The sequence below is a fragment of the Caulobacter sp. GW821-FHT09B08 genome, assembly GCF_059418225.1.
The window spans coordinates 821,673-845,365 of the sequence record NZ_JBWKPL010000002.1; the positions used below are offsets into that span (position 1 = coordinate 821,673).

Sequence of the window (23,693 nt, forward strand, 5' to 3'; positions counted from 1 at the left end):
TCCCTGATGCACTTTCGCTGGGTCCGATCCGACCCGCCAATACCGAAAGCCCTGCTCGGGAGCACGGGCTTCACCTGATTGTCGGAATTCCAACGGCGTCCAAGGTTGGCGGACTTTCTCGCTGAAAGGCCGCCGTCGTGCGCCATCTGCTCCTTTGCGGACTCCTCGCCGTACTGCCGACGCCCCTGTGGGCGCAGGACGTCGAGTCGACCACCGCCGCCATGCGCGCGCCCGTCGAGCAGGTGGGACACGTCAAGCCCAGCTTCGTGATCATGCCCATTCCCATGGCCAATCCGGCCATCGGCAACGGCCTGGGCGTGGCGGCCCTGGCCATCTACCAGCCCGGCGGCTCGGCCCGCCCATGGACCAGCGGCGCCGGCGGGCTCTACACCGACACCAAGAGCTGGGGCGTGGCGGCCTTCCAGAAGGCCTATCTGGGCGGCGACAAATACCGGATCACGGCCGGCGTCGGGACGGGCGTGTTCAATGTCGACTTCTTCGGCATCGGCTCGGACGCCGGCTCGGAGGGCCGCTCGATCTCGCTGGAGCAGAAGGCGTCGGGCGGCGTGGCCGAGGTGCTGGCGCGCCTGGGCGAGCACGTCCACGGCGGGCTTCGCTACCGCTACATCAAGATGGACACCACGGTCGACACGGCCAGCATCCTGCCGCAGTTCCAGCTGCCTCAGATCGAACTGGAGAGCCAGGTGTCGCAGCTGGGCCTGGCCGGCGAGTTCGACAGCCGCGACAACGAATACAATCCCCGGACCGGCGTCTACGCCAACGCCCAGTGGCTGTACGCCGACAGCGCGCTGGGCAGCGATTTCGACTATCCGCGGATCACGGCGGCGGTGAACGGCTATCACGCGGTCGACGACAAGACCGTCCTGGCCTGGCGTGGCTCGATCTGCCGGTCGGGTGGCGGCGCGCCGTTCTACGACCTGTGCAACTACGGCCAGAGCAACGACCTGCGCGGCTACACGTCCGGCCAGTACCGCGACCACGCCATGTTCGCCGTCCAGGGCGAGGTGCGGCGCAAGCTCTACAAGCGGTTCGGCGCCGTGGCCTTCGTGGGGGTCGGCGAGGTGGCCAGCGAGTTCTCCAAGCTCAACACCAAGGACCTGTTGCCGGCCGCCGGCGTGGGGGCCCGTTTCGAGGCGTCCAAGAAGTACCGGGTCAATGTGAGCATCGACTACGCGGTCGGGGACGGAACGTCGGCGCTCTACTTCTACATCGGCGAGGCCTTCTGACGCCGCCCCGTCGTTTCTCGGGGCCATGGCCCCATTCCCTGGAGGCTTAGATGCGTAGACTTCTCCTGCTCACCGCCGTCGCCCTGATGGCCGCGTCCGGCGCCAACGCCCAGGCGCTGCTCGCCGACGCCAACAAGGACGGCAAGGTGACCCAGACCGAATACCAGGACAATCGCCGCGCCTTCCTGATGCGCGCCGACCACGACAAGGACGGCAAGATCAGCGCCGCCGAATGGGCCAAGGGCGCCGAGCGCGTCCGGGCCGAGGCTCGCGAGGAAGGCGTCGACGGCTGGCCCAAGGTCGGCAAGGCCGGCCTGTTCGAGGCGCTGGACACCGACAAGGACGGCTATGTGACCCCCGCCGAGATCGACGCCGCCACCGGTCCCAGGTTCGTGAAGTACGACCTGAACAAGGACGGCGTGATCACCCGCGCCGAGGCCGCCAAGCTGGACAAGATGGCCGCCGCCCAGCACTAGCCGCCGCGCCGAACCACGCCCGTCGACCCGAAGTCGGCGGGCGTTTTCGCGCCGCTAGCGGGACTTTTCCCGAAACAGCCGCGACCAGTCGTCCTTCATGCTGACCACCGTCCAGCCGCGTTCGGCCGCGACGCCCAGGGCCACGTCCAGTTTCCCGACGTGGGTGTCCTTGTCGTAGGCGTATTCGCGCTCGGGATCGTCGTGATGCAGCAGCATCGCCAACCGCCGGCCGGGACCGGAATCTGCGTATTGCAGCATGGCCAGGTCGCCGTCGGAATTGCCGAACGCCAGGATCGGCCGCCGTCCGATGTGCAGGGCGATGTTCAGCGGCTTCTCGGCGTATTCGTTGAACGAATTGACCTCGGGCAGCTTGCGGATCTCGGCCCGGCGGCCGTTGAGGCGGAACTCGGTCTTGCCGCTGGAGCCGATCACCCGTTCGCGCGGCACGCCGTAGGTCTGCTCGCTGAACATCCGAACCACGTCGACCCCGCCGGCCGTGACGATGAAGTTGCGAAAGTCGTTGGCGGCCAGATAGGCCAGCAGCTCGCGCATCGGCTGGTAGGCGAGGGCGGTATAGGGCTTGTCGAAGCGCGGGTGCCGGGCCTCGGTCAGCCAGGCGGCGACCTCCAGGGCGAACGACTCCTCGGTGGCGTGAGCGTGCAGCTGCAGCAGCAGCTCGACCACCGCCTGCTTGCCGCACGCGGCCAACCCCGGCAGGTCCTGGTGCACGAAGGCCTGAAACGCCGGGGTGGCGGCCAGCTCGGGATGCGAGCCCGCCATGCTTTTGGCGCGCTCCAGGGCGAACATGCCCTGGGCGTAGAGCGGATGCTCGACCCACAGGGTGCCGTCGTTGTCGAACACCGCGACGCGGTCGGCCGGCGCCACGTAGTCGCGGCCGCCCGGGCGGGTGACGCGGGCGACGAAGTCCAGGATCTTCCGTCGCGGCGTCGTATCGGACCAGCTGGGCAGGGGCACCTTGGTCATGTTCGCGCCTCCGAACGGATCAGCCGCTGGATCGGGCGATGCAGCGGAACCCCACATGCGACGCGGACGTGTCGATCGGCTGGGCGTGCCGCGCCGCCGGGCGATAGCGCTTGCAGTAGCTGGGCGCGCACAGGTGCGATCCGCCCTTCAGCACCTTGCGCGGAATGCCCAGGCCGTCGGCCTCGCAGCTGGCCTCCTGGCCGCCGCCGCGCGGGTTCTTGGCCGCGCAGCAGCGGGGCGCGGCGTCTGCGAGATCCGGCGTCGACCACCAGTCGGCCGTCCACTCCCAGGTGTTGCCGATCATGTCGTACAGGCCATGGCCGTTGGGCGGATAGGCGCCGACCGGCGAGGTGCGGGACCAGCCGTCCTCCAGGGTGTTCTGGTGCGGAAAGTCGCCCTGCCAAGTGTTGGCCATGTGCCGGCCTTCCGGCTGGAAGTCCTCGCCCCAGGCATATTCGGCGTCGTTCAGCCCGCCGCGCGCGGCCAGCTCCCACTCCGCCTCGGTCGGCAGTTCCAGCCCCGCCCAGTCGGCATAGGCCACGACGTCGACCCAGGCCACGTGCACCACCGGGTGATCGTCCAGCCCTTCCAGGCTGCTGCTGGGACCATAGGGATGACGCCAGTCCGCACCGGGGACGAAGGCCCACCACTGAAGGGGATGGCGCAGGTCGACTGGACCCCGAGGCGGGTTGAACACCATCGACGAGGCCACGAGCATGGCGGGATCGGCGCCGGGATAGTCGGCGGGATTGGGCGGAAGCTCGGCGAAGGTGACGTAGCCGGTGGCCGCCACGAAGCGGGCGAACTGACGGTTCGTCACCGGGCTAGGATCGATCCAGAAGCCGTCGACCGCCACCCGGCGGGACGGCCGCTCCTCGTGATAATGCCGGTCCGACCCCATGGTGAAGACCCCGCCGGGAATCCACACCATCGCCTCCCGCAACGGCTTCGCGCCGGACGGCGACGAGGGAACGGGATTGAGGAGGCTCTTCATCGGATGCTCCGCCGACAGGTCTTCTAGTGATCATGGGCGGCGGCCCTGATCGATCAGGCGATCCCCCCGGCGCCGAAGGGAAATTTCCCTAGCCTCGCGGTGTTCGATGCAGGTTTCACCGGGGGCGGCCCGGCGCTTCGCCGGATGGCGCGGGCGGGGCGATTGCCGTTTGCTGAGGGCCTCCAACGCGGTCCGACGCGAGGTCTCCCCATGGAAAATCTGCTGCGGGAATGCGCCAACTATGTCGCGCTGGCCGCCGAGCTGTGTTCGGTGGTCTGCATCGCCATCGGCATGGTGGAAACCCTGGTCAAGGCCGCCCTGGTGGTCGGCTCCGGCCGCGACCGGTCCCGCCGCGTGCGGCGCGAGGTCTGGACCAAGTTCGCGATGTGGATCGTCCTGGCCCTGGAGTTCGCCCTGGCCGCCGACATCGTCCGCACCGCCATCGCCCCCACCTGGGACGACATCGGCCGCCTGGGCGCCATCGCCCTGATCCGCACGGCGCTGAACTACTTCCTCGAACGCGACATGGAGGAGTTCAACACCGAGGACGACGAGACCGCGGACGCGGGAACGCGCCCGTGAGCGAGCGGCTCGACCGCGCCGACCTGATCGAAATCGCCGCCGCCGTGGTGATCTCGGTGGCGGCGGCCATGACCTCCTGGGTCAGCTTCCAGGCCGCCCTGTGGGACGGCGAACAGGCCGCGCACTACACCCAGGCCAGCGCCGCGCGGGTGCAGGCCACCAGCGCCGCGACGGCGGCCGGTCAGTTGGAGACCGCCGACCTCCTGATGTTCCAGGGCTGGCTGAGCGCGACCGCCCAGAAGGAGCCGCTGCTCCAGGCCTTCTACCGCCAGCGTTTCCGGCCGGAATTCGCCGTCGCCTTCGAGGCCTGGCTGCGGGCCGAGCCCCTGACCAATCCCGCCGCGCCGCGAACCCCCTTCGCCATGCCGCAGTATCACTCGACCAGGCTGGCGGAATCCCAACGTCTGCAACGCCAGGCCGACGCCCTGTTCGAACGGGGCCAGAAGGACAACGACATCAGCGACAGATTCGTGCGCGGCACCGTGCTGCTGGCCGTCGCCCTGTTCTTCGGTGGCATCAGCCAGACCTTCAAGGGAACCCGGGTCAAGGCGGCCCTGATCCTGATCGCCTTCGTCATCTGCGCGGTCAGCGCCGCCCAGGTGGCCCATCTGCCCACCCTGTCGCTGAAGGGCTTTTTCTGACGGAGTTTCCCATGCCCACGCGCAGAACCCTGCTGGGCCGCATCGCCGCCCTGGCCCTGGCGGCCGGGATCGTATCGAGCTCCGCTCTGGCGAGCCCGCCGGCGGCCGATCCCTTGCCCTCCTGGAACGCCGGCCCGGCCAAGACCGCCATCACCGCCTATGTCGCCCGGGTGACCCGGCCCGGCGCCGACTTCGTGCCCCCGGCCGAACGGATCGCCGTGTTCGACAACGACGGCACCCTGTGGGCAGAGCAGCCCATCTATTTCCAGGTCGCCTTCGCCATGGAGCGGATCGGCCAGATGGTGGCCAAGGATCCCAAGCTGCGCGAGAGGCCCGCCTTCGCGGCCATCGCCGACCACGACCAGGCAGCCATCGCCAAGCTGAGCGAGCAGGAACTGGCCGAGGCCGCCTTGGCCGTCCAGGTCGGGCTGACGACGCAGGAGTATCAGGCGGTCGCCAAGGCCTGGTTCGACCAAGCCCGCCATCCGCGCTTCAAGACGCCCTACACCGCGCTGACCTATCAGCCCCAACTGGAGCTGCTGGCCTATCTGCGGGCGTCGGGCTTCAAGACCTACATCGTCTCGGGCGGCGAGGTGCAGTTCATGCGGACGTTCGCCGAGCAGGCCTATGGCGTGCCGCCCGAACAGGTGATCGGCTCCAGCCTGAAGACCCAGTTCGAGATCCGGGACGGGAAGGGGGTGCTGGTCGCCCAATCGGCCCTGAATAGCCTGGACGACGGCCCCGGCAAGCCCGCCAACATCGACCTGCATATCGGGCGCGCGCCGCTGGTGGCGGTCGGCAACTCCGACGGCGACCTGCAGATGCTGCAGTACTCGGCCTCCAGCGCCCGACCCAGCCTGCAGGTCCTGGTCCATCATGACGACGCCGCGCGCGAATACGCCTACGACCGGCAATCGAAGATCGGCACGCTGGACAAGGCCCTGGACGAAGCCACCGCCCACGGCTGGACCGTCGTCAGCATGAAGGCCGACTGGAAGACCGTGTTCGCGGCAAAGCCCTAGACGGCGCGGTCTTGGGTCGGATTTCCCCGGCCCTTCTGGCGGGCCGGTTTCCGCCAATCGCTCAACTCAAGAGATTACGTCCCACGGTCAGGGTTTCACCTGATTGAGACCGCCGCCGCGCAGGCGGAGAGTTCGAGCATGAACCGCACCCAGGCGCGGTCGCGCGACGCAGACAGGAGTTCGTCCGATGCCGTCCAGGATCATGCCCCCCAAGATCATGCCTCGGGCGCTTCTCGCCGCCACGGCCGTCGCCTGCCTGGCCCTCGCCGGATGCGAAAGCCCTGGAGGCAAGGTGTCGGTCCTGTCCGGCCAGACCCCGATCGCCGGCTCGACCTATGCCTGGGCGCCGGACGCCCAGCCCGGCTCGGGCGACCCGCGCGTCGACAACGACATCATCCGCGAGCGCATCCGGACGGCGGTCGACACCAACCTGGCCGCCAAGGGCTACCGCCAGGTCGCCGCCGGCCAAGCCAAGGTGCTGGTCGCCTATCACATCGGCCTGCAGAACCGGACCGACTATTCGGCGTCCAGCATGGGCGGTCCCGGCGGCGTGGCCTGCGGCGTGCGCGGCTGCATCGGCGGTTACGGCTGGGGCATGTACGGCGCCCCGATGGACGTGGACGTCAAGTCGATCAACTACGTCGAGGGATCCCTGATGCTGGACCTGGTCGACACCGCCAGCGGCAAGCTGGCCTGGCGCGCCACCTCCCAGAAGCGCGTCGACCAGAAGGACGTCACCCAGGACGGGATCAACGCCGTCGTCGCCGACATGCTCAAGACCCTGCCGCCCGGCGCGCCGCCCGCCGGCTAGGACGACTGCCTCGTCACTTCGAACGCCCCTCGAATTTCGGAGACGTCCATGACGGACCTGAGCCCCACCGAGAAACTCCTGCAGACCTCGGCCCGCTGGGCGGATGCGGATACCGACGCCGGCGTCGCGGGCGTCGCGGGCGAGACCCGCAGCTTCGCCCCTCCCGCCGAACGCACCGCCCTGGACGACGCGGAGTTCCGGCGGCAGGTGGTGGCCAGCATCCCGGTGCTGCGGTCCTTCGCCCGCGGCCTCTGCGGCGACGCGGCCGCCGGCGACGACCTGGCCCAGGACGCTCTGCTGAAGGCCTGGCAGCACCGCAAGCAATTCAGCGTCGGCACCAATTTCAAGGGCTGGATCCTCAAGATCGCCCGCAACCACTTCTACTCCCAGCGCCGCCGGATCTGGCGCGAGACGCCGCTGGACGAGGCCATGACCGCCCAGGTGCCCGCGACGGGGACCGACCAGGTCCAGTCGCTGATGCTGAACGACCTGCGCAACGCCCTGAACGCTCTGAGCGACGAGCAGCGCGAGGCGGCGATCCTGGTCGGGGCGGGCGGCTTCTCCCACCGCCAGGCCGCCGAGATGTGCGACGTGCCCGAGGGCACCATGAAGAGCCGGGTCTGCCGGGCGCGCGCCAAGCTGGCCCTGCTGCTCGAGAACGGCGACCTGGACTACGACGCCACGCCGGCCTCGCTGGCGGCGGGGCTGATCATGGCCGAGCTGTCGGCCCTGTCGGACGCCCGCGGCTAGACTGGCGCCTCGCCTCAGGTCCGCCTAAGAGGAGCGGACAGGGCGAGGCGACCATGACCGCGATCCATTCCTACGACCCCAAGGCCGGTCACGGCCTGAGGCACGATCCCTTGAACGCCATCATCGCGCCCCGGCCGATCGGCTGGATCTCCAGCGTCGGCGCGTCGGGCGTACGCAACCTGGCGCCCTACAGCTTCTTCAACGCCTTCAACTACAAGCCGCCGATCATCGGCTTCTCCAGCACCAGCTGGAAGGACACGGTGCGCAACATCGAGGAGACCGGCGAGTTCGTCTGGAACCTGGCGACCCGGTCCCTGGCCGAGGCGCTGAACGTCACCTCGGCGACGGTGGACGCGGCGGTGGACGAGTTCGAACTGGCGGGCCTGACCGCCGCGCCGTCCAAGAAGGTGGCCCCGCCGCGCGTGGCCGAGAGCCCCGTGGCGTTCGAATGCCGCCTGACCCAGCTGATCCGCCTGACCGACGCCGAGGGCGCGCTGGTGGACGCCTGGATGACCCTGGGCGAGGTGGTGATGGTCCATATCGACCAGGCGCTGCTGGTGGACGGCGTCTACGACACCGTGGCCGCCGAGCCGATCCTGCGCGGCGGCGGCCCCGCCGACTATTTCACGGTCGGCGAGGCCCAGAAGTTCCTGATGCGGCGGCCCGCCTAGCGGGGGGCGTTGACCACCACGTACTGCACGGTCGTCCCGGAGTAGCGGGGCTCGTACCAGGTGCTGCCGCACTGCGAATAGCTGATCCCGTTGACGATCACGGTCGAGCAGCTGGGCGGCACGCTGTAGACGATCGAGCCCACCACCGCCGCCGTCACCGCCGCCGTGGCGCCGATGGCCACTCCGGTCGCGATGGGGTGGTAATGGTCGTCCCAGCCGTTGTGATAGTCGTAGTGATTGTCGACGTTCACGTTGACGTTCCGGTTCACGTTCGTGTTGCGATTGATGTTGGTGTTCCGGTTGGCGTTGACGTTGTGATTGACGTTGGCGCTGGCGTTGGTGCGCACGCCCCGGTTCCCGCCGCCGCCCGGGGCGGGACGGGCCGATCCGCCGCCTTGGCGAGACGCCGGACGGGCGCCGCCTCCGCCGCCGCGACGCTGGCAATCGGCGGTCGAGGCGGACTTGGGCAGCAGGGATTCATACAGCGCGGATCGAGGGGCCGGAACGTCGGCGGCGACGGCGGCGGCCGGCGCCGTCAGGCCCAGGGCGGCGGCCGCGGCGATCAGGGCAGGTTGGATCTTGGTCATGGGGAAAGCCCTCATTTCGCGCCGGCGGCCGACAGGTCGGCCAGGGTGATGCGGTGTGCGTCGGCGGGCGGAGCGAAGGTGTAGGCCGACTGGGCCGGCGCCTTGGCTTCCCACTTCATCACGGCCGTGTATTGCGGCTGGGCCGGGTCCTGGGTGGTGGTGATCACCATCTTGCAGGGCAGTGCGGGGCCGTCGGTGCGGATCCAGATCTGCCAATCGGCGGCCTTCTGCCGGAAGGCGTAGTGCTGGCAGGCCAGGCCGTCGACCGTCTCGGGCCCGACGTTGAAACCGGACTGGATCCGCGCCGTCAGGGTCGGGTCCGTGCCCAGGTAGAAGAGGTCGGCCAGCGGGATCTCGACGCCATACTTCTCCTTGGTCACGTCCAGGGTCGCGCCGATGGTCGGCGGGGCGGGGACCGAGGCGTAGTAGCCGACCTTGGGCGCGAACAGCGTGATCGACTTGCCGTCGTAATAGATCTCGCGCGCCTGGTGGTCGGTGCTCATGGCGATCTTGAAGCCACTGGGGCGCTGGGCCTCGATCTTCAGGTCGCCGCCGAACTGCAGCTTCTGGCCGCTGTCGAGCACCTGTTCGGTGGTGACGTCGGCGGTGACGGTGAAGGCGGTCATGGCCCGCAGCGCCTCGCCCATCTTGTTCAGCGCCGCCAGCGCGTCGGCGTCTGGCTTGGCGGCCGCGGCCGGCGCCGGCGTCTGCGCCTGGGCCAGGCCGCCAAGGCCGAGGGCGACACACAGGGTCGCCGAAGCCGCCAGGAACATGCGAAGGGGTTTCATGGGTTTGGCCTCCAGGCCCGGTCCTCGAACAGCCGGCAGGATGGGCTCGGGGGGCGGGTGGTGGGTATCGGGGCATTTCCCTAGACGCCGCCCGTCAGAACCCTGGCCCGGCCGGAACATCTCCCGGGGCCGGAAAAGCGGGACATAACGTCGCGACACCGCCTCTTTCCCTTGCGCGGCAACGCTCAGAGGCCTGACGTTCCCCAAGGCTAAGGATTGCGTTAACCATATCGCGTCCAGGTTTGCCGATCGGATGACGGGAGAGCGCCGTGACTCGGGGTGGCGTGATTCAGAAGCTTTCAGCGCAAGAGGCGCATCTGGAGCCGGTGGCCGTGGCGCGTCCGCGCCTGCCGACGGCCGACGCGATCCTGCCGTACCTCCAGCGCATCGACACCGCGCGCTGGTACTCCAACTTCGGCCCGCTGCTGGCCGAGATGGAGGACCGCCTGGCCGCGCGCTTCGGCGCCGGCGCGCGCGTCGTCACCACGGTCAACGCCACCCAGGCCCTGACCCTGGCCCTTCAGGCCATGGAACTGCCGCGCGGCACGCTGTGCGCCGTGCCGTCCTGGACCTTCGTCGCCACCGCCCACGCCGTGGTCCAGGCCGGGCTGACGCCCTGGTTCGTGGACGTCGACGCCGAGACCTGGATGCTGGACGCCGAGGCGACCCGCGCCGCCCTGGCCCGCGCGCCGGGCTCGGTTTCGGCCGTGATCCCGGTCGCCGCCTTCGGCCGCATGCCCGATCTGGAAAGCTGGAAGACCTTCCAGGACGCCACCGGCGTGCGCGTGCTGATCGACGCCGCCGCCGCCTTCGACACCGCCAACGACGCCGACCTGCCGATGGTGGTCAGCCTGCACGCCACCAAGGTGGCGGGGATGGGAGAGGGGGGCTTCCTGGCCACCCGCGACGAGGGCCTGGCCGACCGCGTGCGCCAGCAGACCATGTTCGGCTTCAACGGCAGCCGCGACGCCCTGCGCGCGGCCACCAACGCCAAGCTCAGCGAATATTCCGCCGCCGTGGGCCTGGCCGCCCTCGACGCCTGGCCGGCCGACCGGCTGCGCTGGTTCATGACCGCCCAGACCCTGCGCCGGTCGCTGATCGCCCTCCCGGAAGTCCGCTTCCAGGCCGGCTGGGGCGAGCGCTGGACGACCAGCGTCTGCGTGGTCGGCCTGCCCGACGGTTCGACCGACGCGGTCGAGGCCGCCCTGCACGCCGACGGCGTCGCCACCCGCCGCTGGTGGGGCCAGGGCTGCCATGTCAGCCCGGCCTTCGTCGACGCCCCTTGCGACGACCTGAGCAACACCCGCCGGCTGGCCAACGCCACCCTGGGCCTGCCGTTCGCCATCGACCTGACGCCGGCCGATATCGCCCGCGTCTCGGACTCGCTGGCCCGCGTTCTGGGCTAAGGCTCGCTAGCGGGAACGGCCTCGCGCCGAGACCGGCCACAGGGCCACCAGGGTGTCGCCCTCGACCACGTGATAGGTGTCGTAGAGGTTCACGGTCGGGTCGCAGTGCGGCGCGCCCAGGATCACCCGCTCGGCCAGGCCCGGCGTCGCCTCGCCCGGCGGCGGCAGGATCGCGCCGTGCTCGTCGCCCATGAAGAAGTAGCGCGAACCCTCCGGCGCGCCGCCCAGCACCTTGGGCGGCTCCGCATCGGTCGACAGAGCCTTGAAGCCCGCGTCGACGGTGACCATGCCCGGCGTGTTGGCGCTGACCACCCGGGCGTCGATCAGCAGCGAGGCCTCGTAGGGGCTCTCGTCGGCCCCGTCGCCGGCGATGTCGCAGACCAGGTACTGGCCGTCCATGAACACGTACGAGCCGACCTGGAACTCGGTGAAGATGCCCAGCTCCGCGTCGATCCGGTGCGAGCCGGTGCCCGAGCCCGAGATGATCGGCGGCGCGCCGCCGGCGGCGGTCAGGGCGTCGATCACGGTGCGAATATAGGCCCCGCGATCCTCGAGATTGGCCTTGCGGTCGGCGAAGCTCTCGATGTGCTGCTGCATGCCGCAATAGCATTGCAGGCCGGTATAGATCAGGCCGGGCTGGGCCTGGATGTCCTGGAACAGGGCCACCGCCGCCTCGGGCGAACCGACGCCGGTGCGGTGGATGCCGGGATCCAGGTCGATGATCACCTTCAGCGGCTTGCCCGCCGCCTCGGCGGCCGCGCCCAGGCCCATGACGTTGGCCGGGTTGTCGACCACGGTCATCAGGTCGTCGGTCTTGCCGTTCAGGGCGATCAGGCGGGCGATGGCCGGGGCCGAGACCACCGGCGAGGTGATCAGGAGGCCCGTCGTCACCCCGCCCTCGGCCAGGACCTCGGCCTCGCCGATCTTGGCGCAGCACAGGCCCACCGCGCCGGCGGCGACCTGCAGCTTGGCGATGTCGACGCTCTTGTGGGTCTTGGCGTGGGGCCGCAGCTTGACGCCCTTGCTCGCGGCGAAATCGGCCATGCGGGCGATGTTGCGCTCCAGGGCAGGGCGGTCGATCACCAGCACCGGGGTGTTGAGCTCGCGGCGCGAGCCGGGCGCGCCGATCAGGCCGGCATGCAGGTCTTGGTCGGTCATGGCGGTTCTCTAGAGGCCGAAGAGTTCGGTGAGGTGAACGTTGGCGAACTTGCCGGTCGGGTCCCAGGTCTTGCAGGCCGAGACGAAGTCGCCGGCGCGCGGATAGAGCCGGTGGACGTCGGCGGTCGTCAGGGTGTGGCGCTTGGCCCAGTGTGGGCGGCCCGCGCCGTCGGCCAGCACGGCTTCCATCTCCTTGAAGAGCGCCTGCCAGGGCATCTTGGCGTACTGGTGGAACGAGATCGACGCGCCGGGGCCGCCGTTGAAGGGGCTCATCCAGATGTCGTCGCCGGCCGCCAGGCGGAACTCGAACGGGAAGGTGACCGGCAGGCGGCGCTTGCGGATGTGGGCCATGGCCGCCTTCAGCGTCGGGATGCCGGCGGCGCGCGGCAGCTCGTACTCCATCTCCTCGAAGCGGATGTTCCGCTCGGACGGGAAGATCTCGTAGGCGGGACCGGCGCGACGGGTGGGCTTGCCCATGGTCTTCATGACCAGGCGCTGCAACGGCCCGGTCAGCACCGGCAGGGCGGCGCAGAGGTCGCAGACCGCCTTGAAGCTGGCCTCGGTGTCCTCGCCGATCTCCTTGGCGGGACGACCGGGATCCTCGGCCGGGACGGGGTTCAGGGTCTTGAAGATCACGTCGTCCGAATAGGGGAAGACGAAGAACTCCATGTGGCGCGTGGCGGCGGCCAGCTCGTCCAGGCGTTCGGCCACCTCGGCCAGCGGCCGGCGCTCGACGCGTTCTTCCAGATAATAGGCCGGCACGACGTTGATGCGGATCTCGACGGCCACGCCCAGCAGGCCCAGGGACAGGCGCTGAGCCTGGTAGAGCCGAGGGTTCAGGTCCGGGCCGCATTCGACGATCTGGCCGTCGGCGGTCATCAGGCGGAAACCGCAGGCCTGGGTCGACAGGCTGCCCAGCTCGGCCCCCGTGCCGTGGGTGCCGGTCGAGATCGCCCCGGCCAGGGATTGGGGATTGATGTCGCCCTGATTGATCAGCGACAGGCCTTCCGCCCACAGGGCCGCCGTCAGCCGCTTGAGGCTCCAGCCGGCCGGCGCCCAGACGGTCTTACGGTCGGCCGCGATGTCGACCGCGCCCTCGTAGTCCGACAGGTTCAGCAGCAAGTCGCCGGTTTCACAAAGCGGCATGAACGAGTGGCCGGCGCCGACCACGCGGACCTTGCCGGCCTGACCGATCAGCGAGGCAAGTTCGGCGGCCGTGCGCGGCTTGGCGATCAGGCGAGGGGAGGAGGCGACGCTGCCCGACCAGTTGTTCCACCCCGACATGCCCGTCTCCCCGTTCGCGATGCAGGTATGATAGTAAAAACTACCGTTCTTGCAATACGTCGTTCCACGGAACCAGGGACGGGTCGCCGAAGGTGTCGAAATAGCGCTCGAACAGCAGGCAGACCTCGCGGCTCAGGGCTTCGGCGTCCTGGTCAGGTTCCTCGACGGCCATCTCGGTGGCCGAGTAGGTCAGCTCGACCATCATCCGCATGGCCATGCGGGCGCGGGCTTCGGAGGCGCCGGGATAGCGCTGCATCAGCACCTCGGCGAACTGGCCGGCCACCATGTCGCGCGAGGCGAAGCGCAGCTGCTGCAGCATGGGCACGGCGCGTAGGGCACGGCCGATCGCCGCCCCACCGGGGAAACGGCGGGTCATCTCGATCATCTCGGTCAGCATCAGCACGTTCTTGCCGATCCGCTCGGCGGGCGTGTCGCCCTCCATGCCGCCGGCCTCCATCCAGGCGAACACCATGTCGTCCTGGGCCTTCATCAGCCGGTCGCCCAGCTCCTTGAGGATGGCGTACTTGTTGGGAAAGTAGCGATAGAGGGCCGGCGGGGTCAGGCCGGCGCGCTTGCAGATGGCGTTGGTGGTCAGTTGCTCGAAACCGATCTCGCCCAGCATCTCGCCGGCCGTGGCCAGGACGATCTCGTAGGTGTCCTGCGCCCGCGCCTGGGTGGGCTGCAGCTTGGCGTCCAGCGCGATGTCGGGGCCGGCGGTCTTCCTGGCCGTCGCCTTCGGCATGCGGTTTCTCCTTCAAGTCTCCCTGGACTAGAGCGCTTTTAGGGAAAAGCCAATCGAGCCGACCGCTTAGCGCGACTTCGTCAGGTGCAGACCGGCCACGACCGCCAGGGTGACCACCGCCAGGCCCGCGCCCAGCCACACCGCCGGACGCACGTCGGCGCCGGTCACCACGAACGAGGCCAGCAGGGGCCCCGCGCCGCAGCCCAGCAGGCTGGCGCCTGGTCCCAACAGGGCCGCGCGACGGCTGGGATCGGCCTCGATGGCCAGAGGCGTCAGGAGGGGCGAGGCGAACAGCCAGACGAAGCCGAACACGCCCGAGGCCGCCAGGAACACCCCCGCCGGCGGCAGGCTGACCATCACCAGCAGGGCGGCCAGGGCCACGACCACCGCGACGGCCAGCGACCAGAACCACGACAGCCGCCCGGCCAGGGCCGTGGCGGCCGCGCCTCCGGCCACCTGGGCGGCCAGGGAGACGGCGAAGGCCGCGCTGGCGACGCTGGCCGCGTGTCCGGCCTGGCGCGACAGCGGCTCGGCATAGATCCAGACGGCCAGTATGAAGGCCTGGAAGCAGAAGACGGCCGCCAGGGCGACCCAGCCGCGCGGCGAGGGCAGGCCCTTGGGATTGTCCTCGGCCTTGGGCAAGGGCTCATAGATACGGGGCGCCGCAAGGCCGGCGACGGCGGCCGAGACGGTCAGCACGGCCAGCACCAGGAAGCCGCCGTCGGGGCCGAACCGCCCCACGACGAAGGCCCCGATGGCGCTCACCACGCCCAGCTGGACCAGGGTCTGGATGGTCAGGTAGAGGCCCGACCACCGCTCGGGCCGGGGCGAGCGGACGATCATGCCGGTGATCAGCCAGATCATGGCGCCGGCCGGCAGTCCGGCCAGGGCGCGCACCAGGATCAGCAGGTCGCCGGACGTTCGCGTGGTCGCCAGGTCCAGCGCCGCCAGCAGCAGGCCGCAGGTTACGGCCGCCAGCCGCAGCCGGCGCTCGCCGAACAGCGGGCCGATCACCGCCGCGCCGATGCCCATGGCCACCAGTTCGCCCATGCCGGCCACGCCGATCTGGCCGGCGGTCAGGCGGCCAGCCGCCTCCATGCCACCCAGCAGCAGGGGTCCGACGCCCGGAAACAGCACCCCGACCAGGCCGATCCAGAAGACCGCCAGCCGCTGGCTCAGGCTCGGCGGATCACCGATCCAGGCCCCGTCGGCGACGGGCGGCTCGGCGAGCGCCGGGGACTCGGCCGCGCTCAATACTTGGCTCGGAAATAGACGCCGTAGGTGCGCGGCGGTCCCATGCTGAACACGTCGAAGCCGAAGGCGGCGATCGCGGTGATGTCGGAGATGTTGGTGGTGTCGGCCAGGTTCTTACCCCACACGCCCAGTTCGTAGCGGCCATCGGCGAAGGCCCAGCCGACCTGGCCGTTGACATAGGCGCGCGCCTTGTCGCTGAGCCGCTCGGTGTTGGCCGTGTCGTAATAGACCTTGCTGCGGTAGGTGAAGTCCAGCTGGGTCGTCAGGTCGCCGCCGCCCACCGGATGGGTGTAGCGCGCCGCGCCGTTCAGGCTGGCCTTGGGCGCCGACGGCAGGGTGTTGCCCGAATAGTCCTCGGCCAGCGACTGGAAGTCCTTGTATTCGGCACTGAGCAGCGACGCGCCCAGGGTGAGGGACAGGCCCGTCACCGGCCGCGCCTCGATCTCGGCCTCGCCGCCATAGACCCGGGCCGCCGAGGCGTTGGTGAAGAACTGGGTGGGCGGCATGTTGGGACGCGCCAGGATCGTATAGACCTGCAAGTCCTTGTAATCGTAGTAGAAGGCCGAGACGTTGACGCGCAGGCGACGGTCCAGGAACTCGCTCTTGGCGCCGATCTCGTAGGCGTTGACCGTCTCGTCCTTATAGGGCTTCAGGTCCTCCTCGACGACCGTCTGGCCGCTGAAGAAGCCGCCGCTCTTGGTGCCCCGGTTGTAGGTCGCATAGACGTTGGCGTCGTTGCTGAGCGCATAGCGCAGGCCAAGGCGCCCCGAGACCGAGCTGAAGCTCTTTTCGTCGTCATGCACGAACAGGGTCAGCAGGCCGTAATCGACGTCGCTGACATAGTGGAAGGTCTTCTTGTCCTGCGACCAGCGCAGGCCGCCTGTCAGGGTCAGGCGCGAGGTCAGGTCGTAGTCCACCTGGCCGAAGGCGGCGTAGCTGGTGGTCTTCTGGTGCAGCGGCCAGCCGAACACGCCGATGCTGTTGGCGGGATCCATGCCCGTGGGGTTGTTGACCGGATCGGGGACGCGGGCCACCTCCAGCACGTTGTAGTGGCTGTCATTGTCCAGGTTGTCGCGCGCGGCGTAGACGCCCGCCACCCAGCGCAGCTGGGTCGGACCGTTCGACTGCAGCCGCAGTTCCTGGCTCAGGGTGTCCTGCTGGGCGATGTAGCGGGCGTCGAAGATCGAGATCGGGTTGGCGTCGGTCTCTTCGTAGTCGTCGCGCTTGGCGCTCTGGTAGCCCGTGATCGAATAGAGGCTGACCGGGCCGAAGTCGTAGGTGATCGCGGTCGTGGCGCCGAACAGCTTGACGATGTCCTTGCCCTCGAACCGGTAGTCGCCCTCGTACTTGTTGGTGCTGGTGTTGGCGTAGCCGGCGACGTTCGTGCACTGGCCGGAGGTGTAATATTCCGGCTTGCAGAAGATGTAGCCGAAGGTCGGATCGGGCGTGGCCGTGCTGGCCGCATCGGCCGTCTGGGCCACCAGCGAGCGGTTGTAGGTCAGGATCGAGCCGCCCTTGGACTTGCTGTAGCTGGCCGAGACGTCGACCGTCAGCTTGTCGTCGGGCGTGAAGCGCAGGGCGCCGCGAACGGCCCGGCGGTCGGCGTCGTTGCCCTTGTTCCCCGTCAGGCGATTGAGCGTGTAACCGTCGCTCTTGTCGAAGAGGCCGCTGATCCGGAAGGCCAGGGTGTCGGCGACGGGGCCGCCGAACCCGCCCTCGACCTTGATCGAGTTGAAGCGCCCGTAGTCGACGGCCAGGTCGCCCTGCGGCGTGCTGGTCGGCTTCTTGGTGGTGACGTTGATCGCCCCGCCGGTGGTGTTGCGACCGTAGAGCGTGCCCTGGGGCCCGCGCAGCACCTCGACCTGCTGCAGGTCGTAGAAGCCGGCCATCTGAGCGAGGGGCGAGGCCACATAGACCCCGTCCACATAGACGCCCACGGCGCTGGCGGTGGCTGGGTTGAAGTCGTTGACCCCGATGCCGCGGATGAAGATCCGGGGGTTGGCGGCGTTGTCGTCGGTCTTGATCTGCAGGCCCGGCGCCAGGCCCGACAGGGCCAGGACGTCGCCGACCCTTTGGTCCCTGAGCTGGTCGGCGGTCATGGCGGTCACCGAGACCGGCACGTCCTGGAGGTTCTCGGACCGTTTCTGAGCGGTGACGACGATCTCCTCGAGAGCGGTCGCCTCCTGCGCCGCGGCCTGTTTGGCCGCCACCATCATCGCCGCGCCGGCGACGCCCGCGAGCACTTGAAGCTTCCGCATTCCACACCCCCGCTACTGATTTATTGGGGATATAGTAGTTATAGCTATCGTTATGGCAAGCGCCGTTCACTGAGCGACGTTCGACTGCCCATCACGCCCTATTCACGGGCATTCCTAGCGATCGACGCCCGAATTTCGGACTGCCGACGCCCATGCAAAGGCTAGGATTCGCCGGCGCCATGGTCAGGGTTCGGCCGGATTGAACGCCGCCACCGAGTCGGCAGAGTGCTTCAGACCGAGGGAGCACATCATGCATTCGTCCCACTTCTGGCAAAGCGCCGGCCTGCTCGGAATCATCCTGGGCGCGGCCATACTGTCGGCCATGATCGGATCGAGGGCCCACGCCGGAGACATCCCGGCGCGGGCGGCGATCACGGCCTCGATCTGACCTCAGGCGCCGCGCGGCTTCTTCCTGGGCTTGGACATGTTCAGCGCCACGGCGGCGCGGATCAGCGCCTTGAACGCCGCCTCGTCGATCGTCTCGCCCTCGCGGAAGTCGATGGCCCGCCGCGTATTGCCCTCGAGGCTGGAGTTGAACAGGCCCGACGGGTCCTCCAGCGACGCGCCCTTGGCGAAGGTCATCTTCACGACGGCCTTGTAGGTCTCGCCGGTGCTGATGATGCCGTCGTGCTCCCAGACCGGAACGCCGCCCCATTTGACAGTCTCGACCACCTCGGGGTCGGCCTCGTGGACGAGCGCCCGAATCCTGGCCAGCATCTCACCGCGCCAGTCGCCCAGGGCCTTGATCTTCGCGTCGATCTGAGCGGCGGCGTCGCCCGCTTCGGCGGTCGCGTCGCTGGTCTTCTTCATCATGATCTCACCTCTTGGGGGTCGTTCGGAACTGCTCGCCGGGCAGTTGGCTGGCCTGTTTCACCCAGTCGGCGAACAGAGCCTCGTCCAGCGCGTCGTTCTCGTGGATGTCCAGGTAGCGCACCAGCGCCTGCTTGGACGCGCCGGGTGGGGGAGGGGTCAGGTTCGCGCCCTGGAAGAAGGCCACCTTGACGTAGCGGGCGTAGCAATGGACGGCCAGGAACCAGCCCTGGCCCTCCACGCCGTAGAAGGGCGAGTTCCACTTGACCGCCTTGGCCACGCCGGGAACCGCCCGGGTGATGACGGCGTCCAGGCGGCGGCCGACATCGCTCTTCCAGCCTGGCATGGCGGCGATATAGGCCTGCACCGGCGCCTCGCCGTCGCCCTTGGCGATCCGGGGATTGCCGCCGGAGAGCAGTTCGGGTCCGGACGTCACGACCTCCGCCTCGCGACATAGGGCAGGGCGAACAGGTAGAGCCCCGTCACCAGCAGCAGGATCAGGGGAACCAGGGCGAAGAGGCCCAGCCAGGCCGGCGGCTGCCCCTGGCTCATGGCGACCATGTAGGTGATGACGCCCAGGGTGAAGGCGATGGAGATCCAGCGATGGATCTGCCGCACCCACGTGTTCCAGTTCATGTCCAACTCCCTTCAATGATGCGCCCGCGACTCCGCGCTGCTCGTGACGACGATCAGTCCAGTCCCGAGACCACCTGGTCCAGCTTCTCCAGGAACGTCTTCCAGCCGGCATGCGCGCCGCCGTAGGCCTGCTTCTGGTTGGGCCGGAACCCGGACTGCTCGACGCGCAGATGCGTGCCGTTTCCCGTCGGGGTCAGGGTGAAGGTCACCACGCTGGTCAGGTCGTAGGCGGGATCCTCGTGCTTGAAGTTCCAACTGTAGGACAGCGACCTGTGCGGCTCGATGGCCAAGACCTCGCAATCCAGCACGCCGCCCCATTCGCCGCGCAGATTGAAGCGGTGGCCCACGTCCGGCTTGAAGTCGTTCTTCATCAGCCATTCCTCCATCAGGTGGGGCTGGGTCAGGGCGCGCCAGAGCTTTTCCGGCGCGTGGCCGATGTCGCGCTCGACCACCACGGAGCGGATTTCGGGGGCGAGGGGGCTCATTGATCCATCCTATCGAGCAGGTTTTCGAGGCTGTCGAAGCGGGCTTCCCAGAACCCCGCCATCCGGTTCGTCCAGTCGGTCAGCGGGGCCAGGGCGCCCAGCTGGGCGCTGAAGTGGGTGTGGCGTCCCTCGTGCCGGTCGCGCACCAGGCCGGCTTGCTTCAGAACGCCCAGATGCTTGGAGACGGCGGGTTGGGACACGCCGGCCTGCGCCGTCAACGCCCCGACCGTCTGTTCGCCGTCGCGGCACAGCCGTTCGAAGAGAGCCCGCCGGGTCGGGTCGGCGAGGGTCCTGAAAAGGACGTCGTGAGCATCGGGCATGGGCGTCGACATGGAAAAGATAACTCTCCAGCTATCGATCAACTCATAACTCTAGAGATATGCATTTGCCAAGCCGGAATTTCGCGACGCGATCGACCGGACCCGGCGCGGTGAGACTCGGCAAATTGGGCGAAGAGATCACCGTAGGCCCTTCGGACTCTACCGGATTCACTGAAGCTCCCAGGTTGGCGATACTCCGTGCAGGGCAGGTCGATGGGCGAGGGAGCCACGGGTCATGCGCACCCTGGGCGGGCAACAGCGGCGATCGAACAAGTCGCCGCGTTTCATCAGGTGGCTGGAGGCGCAGACCGATCGCGACGACGAGATCGGCTTCCTGGCGCGCAACGCCCGCGCGGACGCGGCCCGCCTGGGCCTAGACGAGCTGGAATATCTCGCCCGCCTGGGATCGCAGGAAATCGAGGCGCCCCAGGCGCGCGACGCGCTGTTCGAGGCCATGGTCGTCTATGTCAACGACCGCATGAACTGATCCTTCCGGTCCCGGCGCAATCTTCGATGGCCTTGAGTCGGTCTCTGGCTTACGGCGAAGATGCGTGGCGGGGGCAGGGCGGATCATGGCGCTTGGACTGATGAGGAGATTGGCGCCGGCGGCCCTGGCGGTCGCCCTCGCGATCTCCTCGTCGGCGACCGCCGCCTCCCTGACCAGCGACTACAAGCACGTCCGCTGGTCGGTCGAGAACGGCGCACCGGGCCGGATCAACACCATCGGCCAGTCGCGGGACGGCTATCTGTGGCTGGGCGGCGTCGAGGGTCTTTTCCGCTTCGACGGCGTCACCTTCGAGAAGATCGAGAGCGAGGCCGCCAAGCCGGCGCGACTGGTGGTCGCCGAGGTGCTGGGCGCCCGTTCGGGCGACGTCTGGGTGGGGCTGGCGCGCGGCGGCGGGGTGGCGATCTATCGCCGGGGCCATCTGATCGACGCGCGCATGCCCAATCCCTCGCGCGAGGTCACCGGCCTGGCCGAAGGGCCGGACGGCGCGATCTGGGTAGCCCGGGGAGGGCGCGGCGCCGACACCCTGGCGCGCTGGCGCAAGGGGCGATGGGACGAGATCGGCCCGGAATCCGGCCTGCCGTCCGGGCGCGTCTGGCACATACACGTCTCGCGCGACGGCGCCCTGTGGGTGGTGCTGAACAACACGGTGGTGTTCAAGCCCGCCGGCGCGACGCGCTTCCAGCCGACCGGCGAACAGGTCACGCCCCGCGCCAGCATCGGCGAGACCCCGGACGGCGCGATCTGGGTTTCCGACACGCGCTCCACCCGCCCGATCCGGCCGCGCGCCCGGCCGTTGGCCGACCAGGCGCTTCCCCAGGCCGGCGAGGTGGGCGGCGCCCGCATCCTGTTCGACCGTCGCGGCCAGCTGTGGGGCACCACCTGGACCGACGGAGTGTTCAATGTCGCGCGGCTGACCCAGGGTCGGCCGAGCGCCTTCACCGCCCGCGACGGCCTGACGTCCGACCAGACCCACGCCCTGTTCGAGGACCGGGAAGGCAATATCTGGGTCGGCACCGAATTGGGCTTGGACATGCTGCGGCCGGCGGCCGTGGTGGTCGAGCCGAACATCCCCCAGAACTCGGCCCAGGGTTACCGCCTGGCGGCGCGCGGGGACGGGACGGTGTTCGTCAGCGACACCGACACGCTCTACGCCATCGCGCCCGGAGGATCGGCGCGGGCGACGACCAAGGTGAACGCTCTGCCGGCCGCGCTCTGCGCCGGTTCCGGCGACAGCCTCTGGATGGCCCTGAACGCCGAGGTGGTGCGGCTGGGGCCCGGCGGCCGGTCGGTGTTTCCGCGTCCGGCCGAGGCCTATTCCTACGGCTGCGCCGAGGACGGGGAGGGCAGGCTGTGGATTCCCGCCCTGGAGGACGGGCTCAACCAGCTGACCGGCGGACGCTGGTTCAACTGGCCCGTGGCCCCAGGCGGCGGGCCGCCGGCCAATGTGGTGCGCGATCCGCGGGGGCGGGCGGTCGTCCTCTACCGAGGCGCGCCACGCGGCGGCGAGGGCCCGTTCGTGGCCGTCCACCGCGAGCGGATGGGCGTCGGCGAGATCGAGGGCGTCATGGCTGGGCGCTCGGCCGTGTTCGTCAGCGGCGGGAAGGGGATCGCGCGCCTCGCGGCGGAAAAGGTCCAGATGCTCGGCGCCCAGACCTATCCCTGGCTGGCCTCGGTCAACGGGCTGGTGCAGACGCGGGCCGGGGACACCTGGACGATCGGCGACGCGGGTATCGTGCGCATGCGCACCACCGACCTGGACAACGCCTTCGCGCGACCGGGCGTCCCGCTGCCGCACCAGGTGTTCGACTTCCGCGACGGCCTCAACAGCTATCCGCAAAAGATTCCCGGCGCCCAGGCGGCCGAGGGGGGCGATGGCCGGATCTGGTTCCTGACGCGCCGCAACGTGCTGGTGATCGACCCTGCAAGGCTGACGCGCAACGCCACGCCGCCGCCCGTGGCGGTCCGTTCACTGACCGCCGGCGGCCACAGGATCCGCGATCCCCAGGACACGACCCTGCCGGCCGGGACCCGAAGCCTGTCGGTGGGCTATGCGGCCGGAAGCCTCTCGGTGCCCAGCCGCGTGCGGTTCCGCTTCCGGTTGGAGGGCCTGGATTCCAACTGGATCGAGGCGGGCGACCGGCGCGAGGCCTTCTTCAACGACCTGCGCCCGGGCCACTACCGCTTCCAGGTCATGGCGGCCAACGAGGACGGCGTCTGGAACACCGAAGGGGCGTCGCTGGCGATCGTCATTCCGCCGACGCTGATCGAGACCTGGTGGTTCCGGCTGCTCTGCGCGGCCGCGGTCGGCTTCGCGCTCTGGATGCTCTATTCGCTGCGGCTGCGCCGCGTCGCCCGCAACATCCGCGAGCGGCTGGAGGAGCGCACGGCCGAGCGCGAGCGGATCGCCCGCGAGCTGCACGACACCTTGCTGCAGGGAGTGCAGGGCCTGATCCTGCGGTTCCAGGCCGCCGCCGACCATCTGCCGGAGGCGCATCCGGCCCGCAACGCCATCGACACCGCGCTGGAGCGGGCCGAGACGGTGCTGGTGGAGGGACGCGACCGGGTCCGCGACCTGCGTTCGCCGGACGGCCGGCGGCTGGAGGCCATCCTGCAGGAGCTGATCGAACAGCAGCCGTTCGCGCCAGGCCAGGATGTCGCCGTGACCAGCCAGGGCGCGCCGCGCGCGCTGGAGCCCCAGATCGCCGACGAGACCGCGCGCATCGCCGGCGAGGCGCTGTTCAACGCCGCGCGCCACGCCCAGGCCCGCCAGGTGCGCGTGCTGGTCGAATACACGTTCGGCGGCCTGCGGGTCACGGTGCGCGACGACGGACGCGGCTTCGACACCGCCGCGCCACCGCGCTCGCGCGAGGACGGCCATTTCGGCCTGGTCGGCATGCGCGAACGCGCACGCCGGATGGGCGCGACCCTGACCCTGGAAAGCCAGCCCGACGCCGGCTCCAGCGTCGCGCTGCATATCCCGGCCTCGGTGGCCTACGCCCGCCGCCGCAGCCGCTGGCTACGCGATCTGGCCGGACGCGCGGTGGGCGTCTGGAAGGGGTTGGGATCGACGCGGAAGTGACGGAAACCAGGATGGCCGGGGCTCGGGAGGGATTTAGATGTTTATCGCCTAAGTAATATTATCAGAAATATAACCATAGAGCGTTCTCGTCTGGACGCCTGGACGCCTGGACGTCTGGACGCCTGGACGCCTGGACGCCTGGACGCCTGGACGCCTGGACGCCTGGACGCCTGGACGCCTGGACGCCTGGACGCCTGGAC

The 23,693-nt window shown here is 69.3% G+C and carries 26 protein-coding genes; 12 read left to right on the forward strand and 14 right to left on the reverse strand.

What is annotated here, in order from left to right; translation table 11 throughout:
- Nucleotides 1-137 precede the first annotated feature (137 nt).
- On the forward strand, nt 138-1,247 hold the full coding sequence (locus AC07OA_RS10145; RefSeq protein ID WP_494663670.1) for a BamA/TamA family outer membrane protein: 1,110 nt from the start codon (nt 138-140) through the stop codon (nt 1,245-1,247).
- 50 nt (nt 1,248-1,297) lie between these two features.
- Nucleotides 1,298-1,723, forward strand: coding sequence for an EF-hand domain-containing protein (locus AC07OA_RS10150; RefSeq protein ID WP_494663671.1), 426 nt, complete (start codon nt 1,298-1,300; stop codon nt 1,721-1,723).
- 54 nt (nt 1,724-1,777) lie between these two features.
- Here AC07OA_RS10150 and AC07OA_RS10155 read toward each other — a convergent pair whose 3' ends face one another.
- Nucleotides 1,778-2,707 (reverse strand): HAD family hydrolase, encoded by a 930-nt coding sequence (locus AC07OA_RS10155; RefSeq protein WP_494663672.1) that lies wholly within the window; start codon nt 2,705-2,707, stop codon nt 1,778-1,780.
- A 19-nt stretch (nt 2,708-2,726) separates the two neighbouring features.
- Nucleotides 2,727-3,701 (reverse strand): formylglycine-generating enzyme family protein, encoded by a 975-nt coding sequence (locus AC07OA_RS10160; RefSeq protein ID WP_494663673.1) that lies wholly within the window; start codon nt 3,699-3,701, stop codon nt 2,727-2,729.
- 210 nt (nt 3,702-3,911) lie between these two features.
- Between AC07OA_RS10160 and AC07OA_RS10165 the strand changes: the two genes are divergently transcribed.
- The 6 genes from AC07OA_RS10165 to AC07OA_RS10190 all read left to right on the forward strand — a co-directional run bounded on the left by AC07OA_RS10165 (nt 3,912) and on the right by AC07OA_RS10190 (nt 8,178).
- Complete coding sequence (locus tag AC07OA_RS10165) at nt 3,912-4,283, forward strand: DUF1622 domain-containing protein (RefSeq protein WP_494663674.1); 372 nt, start codon at nt 3,912-3,914, stop codon at nt 4,281-4,283.
- The gene (locus tag AC07OA_RS10170; RefSeq protein ID WP_494663675.1) at nt 4,280-4,924 is read left to right on the forward strand and encodes a hypothetical protein; all 645 of its coding nucleotides are present in this window, start codon (nt 4,280-4,282) and stop codon (nt 4,922-4,924) included. The genes AC07OA_RS10165 and AC07OA_RS10170 overlap by 4 nt, the downstream gene beginning before the upstream one ends.
- Before the next feature lie 11 nt (nt 4,925-4,935).
- Complete coding sequence (locus tag AC07OA_RS10175; protein ID WP_494663676.1) at nt 4,936-5,946, forward strand: HAD family hydrolase; 1,011 nt, start codon at nt 4,936-4,938, stop codon at nt 5,944-5,946.
- Between the two features lie 187 nt (nt 5,947-6,133).
- Nucleotides 6,134-6,757, forward strand: coding sequence for a DUF4136 domain-containing protein (locus AC07OA_RS10180; protein ID WP_494663677.1), 624 nt, complete (start codon nt 6,134-6,136; stop codon nt 6,755-6,757).
- A gap of 48 nt (nt 6,758-6,805) precedes the next feature.
- Nucleotides 6,806-7,507: a sigma-70 family RNA polymerase sigma factor gene (locus AC07OA_RS10185; protein WP_494663678.1), complete on the forward strand. Its 702-nt coding sequence runs from the start codon at nt 6,806-6,808 to the stop codon at nt 7,505-7,507.
- Between the two features lie 53 nt (nt 7,508-7,560).
- The gene (locus AC07OA_RS10190) at nt 7,561-8,178 is read left to right on the forward strand and encodes a flavin reductase family protein (RefSeq protein ID WP_494663679.1); all 618 of its coding nucleotides are present in this window, start codon (nt 7,561-7,563) and stop codon (nt 8,176-8,178) included.
- Here AC07OA_RS10190 and AC07OA_RS10195 read toward each other — a convergent pair.
- Entirely contained in the window at nt 8,175-8,765 is a 591-nt protein-coding gene (locus AC07OA_RS10195; RefSeq protein ID WP_494663680.1) for a hypothetical protein, read from the reverse strand. The two genes, AC07OA_RS10190 and AC07OA_RS10195, sit on opposite strands and share 4 nt — an antisense overlap.
- 11 nt (nt 8,766-8,776) lie before the next feature.
- On the reverse strand, nt 8,777-9,553 hold the full coding sequence (locus tag AC07OA_RS10200; protein ID WP_494663681.1) for a DUF2092 domain-containing protein: 777 nt from the start codon (nt 9,551-9,553) through the stop codon (nt 8,777-8,779).
- 269 nt (nt 9,554-9,822) lie between these two features.
- Between AC07OA_RS10200 and AC07OA_RS10205 the strand changes: the two genes are divergently transcribed.
- Nucleotides 9,823-10,959 (forward strand): DegT/DnrJ/EryC1/StrS family aminotransferase, encoded by a 1,137-nt coding sequence (locus AC07OA_RS10205; protein ID WP_494663682.1) that lies wholly within the window; start codon nt 9,823-9,825, stop codon nt 10,957-10,959.
- Between the two features lie 6 nt (nt 10,960-10,965).
- On the opposite strand, the gene AC07OA_RS10210 is transcribed toward AC07OA_RS10205, so the two are convergent.
- The 5 genes from AC07OA_RS10210 to AC07OA_RS10230 all read right to left on the reverse strand — a co-directional run bounded on the left by AC07OA_RS10210 (nt 10,966) and on the right by AC07OA_RS10230 (nt 17,655).
- Nucleotides 10,966-12,117, reverse strand: a complete 1,152-nt coding sequence (locus AC07OA_RS10210; RefSeq protein WP_494663683.1) for a DSD1 family PLP-dependent enzyme — start codon at nt 12,115-12,117, stop codon at nt 10,966-10,968.
- A gap of 9 nt (nt 12,118-12,126) precedes the next feature.
- Nucleotides 12,127-13,401 (reverse strand): D-arabinono-1,4-lactone oxidase, encoded by a 1,275-nt coding sequence (locus tag AC07OA_RS10215; protein WP_494663684.1) that lies wholly within the window; start codon nt 13,399-13,401, stop codon nt 12,127-12,129.
- A 40-nt stretch (nt 13,402-13,441) separates the two neighbouring features.
- On the reverse strand, nt 13,442-14,143 hold the full coding sequence (locus tag AC07OA_RS10220; protein ID WP_494663685.1) for a TetR/AcrR family transcriptional regulator: 702 nt from the start codon (nt 14,141-14,143) through the stop codon (nt 13,442-13,444).
- A gap of 66 nt (nt 14,144-14,209) precedes the next feature.
- Entirely contained in the window at nt 14,210-15,397 is a 1,188-nt protein-coding gene (locus tag AC07OA_RS10225) for an MFS transporter (protein ID WP_494663686.1), read from the reverse strand.
- The gene (locus AC07OA_RS10230) at nt 15,394-17,655 is read right to left on the reverse strand and encodes a TonB-dependent receptor (RefSeq protein ID WP_494663687.1); all 2,262 of its coding nucleotides are present in this window, start codon (nt 17,653-17,655) and stop codon (nt 15,394-15,396) included. Before AC07OA_RS10230 ends, AC07OA_RS10225 begins: the two co-directional genes overlap by 4 nt.
- 250 nt (nt 17,656-17,905) lie before the next feature.
- On the opposite strand from AC07OA_RS10230, the gene AC07OA_RS10235 reads away from it, so the two are divergent.
- Complete coding sequence (locus tag AC07OA_RS10235) at nt 17,906-18,043, forward strand: hypothetical protein (RefSeq protein WP_494663688.1); 138 nt, start codon at nt 17,906-17,908, stop codon at nt 18,041-18,043.
- 2 nt (nt 18,044-18,045) lie between these two features.
- Here AC07OA_RS10235 and AC07OA_RS10240 read toward each other — a convergent pair whose 3' ends face one another.
- From AC07OA_RS10240 to AC07OA_RS10260, 5 genes are read right to left on the reverse strand one after another with little or no spacing between them, the layout of a single operon-like run.
- Nucleotides 18,046-18,468 (reverse strand): DUF1801 domain-containing protein, encoded by a 423-nt coding sequence (locus AC07OA_RS10240; RefSeq protein WP_494663689.1) that lies wholly within the window; start codon nt 18,466-18,468, stop codon nt 18,046-18,048.
- Between the two features lie 4 nt (nt 18,469-18,472).
- On the reverse strand, nt 18,473-18,901 hold the full coding sequence (locus AC07OA_RS10245) for a DUF1801 domain-containing protein (protein WP_494663690.1): 429 nt from the start codon (nt 18,899-18,901) through the stop codon (nt 18,473-18,475).
- Entirely contained in the window at nt 18,898-19,101 is a 204-nt protein-coding gene (locus AC07OA_RS10250) for a hypothetical protein (RefSeq protein WP_494663691.1), read from the reverse strand. The genes AC07OA_RS10245 and AC07OA_RS10250 overlap by 4 nt, the downstream gene beginning before the upstream one ends.
- 53 nt (nt 19,102-19,154) lie before the next feature.
- Nucleotides 19,155-19,586, reverse strand: coding sequence for an SRPBCC family protein (locus AC07OA_RS10255; protein WP_494663692.1), 432 nt, complete (start codon nt 19,584-19,586; stop codon nt 19,155-19,157).
- The gene (locus AC07OA_RS10260) at nt 19,583-19,906 is read right to left on the reverse strand and encodes an ArsR/SmtB family transcription factor (RefSeq protein ID WP_494663751.1); all 324 of its coding nucleotides are present in this window, start codon (nt 19,904-19,906) and stop codon (nt 19,583-19,585) included. The genes AC07OA_RS10255 and AC07OA_RS10260 overlap by 4 nt, the downstream gene beginning before the upstream one ends.
- Before the next feature lie 235 nt (nt 19,907-20,141).
- On the opposite strand from AC07OA_RS10260, the gene AC07OA_RS10265 reads away from it, so the two are divergent.
- Complete coding sequence (locus tag AC07OA_RS10265) at nt 20,142-20,393, forward strand: hypothetical protein (RefSeq protein WP_494663693.1); 252 nt, start codon at nt 20,142-20,144, stop codon at nt 20,391-20,393.
- Between the two features lie 100 nt (nt 20,394-20,493).
- On the forward strand, nt 20,494-23,493 hold the full coding sequence (locus AC07OA_RS10270; protein WP_494663694.1) for a sensor histidine kinase: 3,000 nt from the start codon (nt 20,494-20,496) through the stop codon (nt 23,491-23,493).
- Nucleotides 23,494-23,693: the final 200 nt, after the last annotated feature.

Excerpts from the sequence above, each read along its gene's own strand:
- AC07OA_RS10150 (WP_494663671.1), top strand. The coding sequence starts at position 1,298 with ATGCGTAGACTTCTCCTGCTCACCGCCGTCGCCCTGATGGCCGCGTCC.
- AC07OA_RS10155 (WP_494663672.1), bottom strand. The coding sequence starts at position 2,707 with ATGACCAAGGTGCCCCTGCCCAGCTGGTCCGATACGACGCCGCGACGG.
- AC07OA_RS10160 (WP_494663673.1), bottom strand. The coding sequence starts at position 3,701 with ATGAAGAGCCTCCTCAATCCCGTTCCCTCGTCGCCGTCCGGCGCGAAG.
- AC07OA_RS10165 (WP_494663674.1), top strand. The coding sequence starts at position 3,912 with ATGGAAAATCTGCTGCGGGAATGCGCCAACTATGTCGCGCTGGCCGCC.
- AC07OA_RS10175 (WP_494663676.1), top strand. The coding sequence starts at position 4,936 with ATGCCCACGCGCAGAACCCTGCTGGGCCGCATCGCCGCCCTGGCCCTG.
- AC07OA_RS10180 (WP_494663677.1), top strand. The coding sequence starts at position 6,134 with ATGCCGTCCAGGATCATGCCCCCCAAGATCATGCCTCGGGCGCTTCTC.
- AC07OA_RS10185 (WP_494663678.1), top strand. The coding sequence starts at position 6,806 with ATGACGGACCTGAGCCCCACCGAGAAACTCCTGCAGACCTCGGCCCGC.
- AC07OA_RS10190 (WP_494663679.1), top strand. The coding sequence starts at position 7,561 with ATGACCGCGATCCATTCCTACGACCCCAAGGCCGGTCACGGCCTGAGG.
- AC07OA_RS10195 (WP_494663680.1), bottom strand. The coding sequence starts at position 8,765 with ATGACCAAGATCCAACCTGCCCTGATCGCCGCGGCCGCCGCCCTGGGC.
- AC07OA_RS10200 (WP_494663681.1), bottom strand. The coding sequence starts at position 9,553 with ATGAAACCCCTTCGCATGTTCCTGGCGGCTTCGGCGACCCTGTGTGTC.
- AC07OA_RS10210 (WP_494663683.1), bottom strand. The coding sequence starts at position 12,117 with ATGACCGACCAAGACCTGCATGCCGGCCTGATCGGCGCGCCCGGCTCG.
- AC07OA_RS10215 (WP_494663684.1), bottom strand. The coding sequence starts at position 13,401 with ATGTCGGGGTGGAACAACTGGTCGGGCAGCGTCGCCTCCTCCCCTCGC.
- AC07OA_RS10220 (WP_494663685.1), bottom strand. The coding sequence starts at position 14,143 with ATGCCGAAGGCGACGGCCAGGAAGACCGCCGGCCCCGACATCGCGCTG.
- AC07OA_RS10230 (WP_494663687.1), bottom strand. The coding sequence starts at position 17,655 with ATGCGGAAGCTTCAAGTGCTCGCGGGCGTCGCCGGCGCGGCGATGATG.
- AC07OA_RS10235 (WP_494663688.1), top strand. The coding sequence starts at position 17,906 with ATGCATTCGTCCCACTTCTGGCAAAGCGCCGGCCTGCTCGGAATCATC.
- AC07OA_RS10240 (WP_494663689.1), bottom strand. The coding sequence starts at position 18,468 with ATGATGAAGAAGACCAGCGACGCGACCGCCGAAGCGGGCGACGCCGCC.
- AC07OA_RS10250 (WP_494663691.1), bottom strand. The coding sequence starts at position 19,101 with ATGAACTGGAACACGTGGGTGCGGCAGATCCATCGCTGGATCTCCATC.
- AC07OA_RS10255 (WP_494663692.1), bottom strand. The coding sequence starts at position 19,586 with ATGAGCCCCCTCGCCCCCGAAATCCGCTCCGTGGTGGTCGAGCGCGAC.
- AC07OA_RS10260 (WP_494663751.1), bottom strand. The coding sequence starts at position 19,906 with ATGCCCGATGCTCACGACGTCCTTTTCAGGACCCTCGCCGACCCGACC.
- AC07OA_RS10265 (WP_494663693.1), top strand. The coding sequence starts at position 20,142 with ATGCGCACCCTGGGCGGGCAACAGCGGCGATCGAACAAGTCGCCGCGT.
- AC07OA_RS10270 (WP_494663694.1), top strand. The coding sequence starts at position 20,494 with ATGAGGAGATTGGCGCCGGCGGCCCTGGCGGTCGCCCTCGCGATCTCC.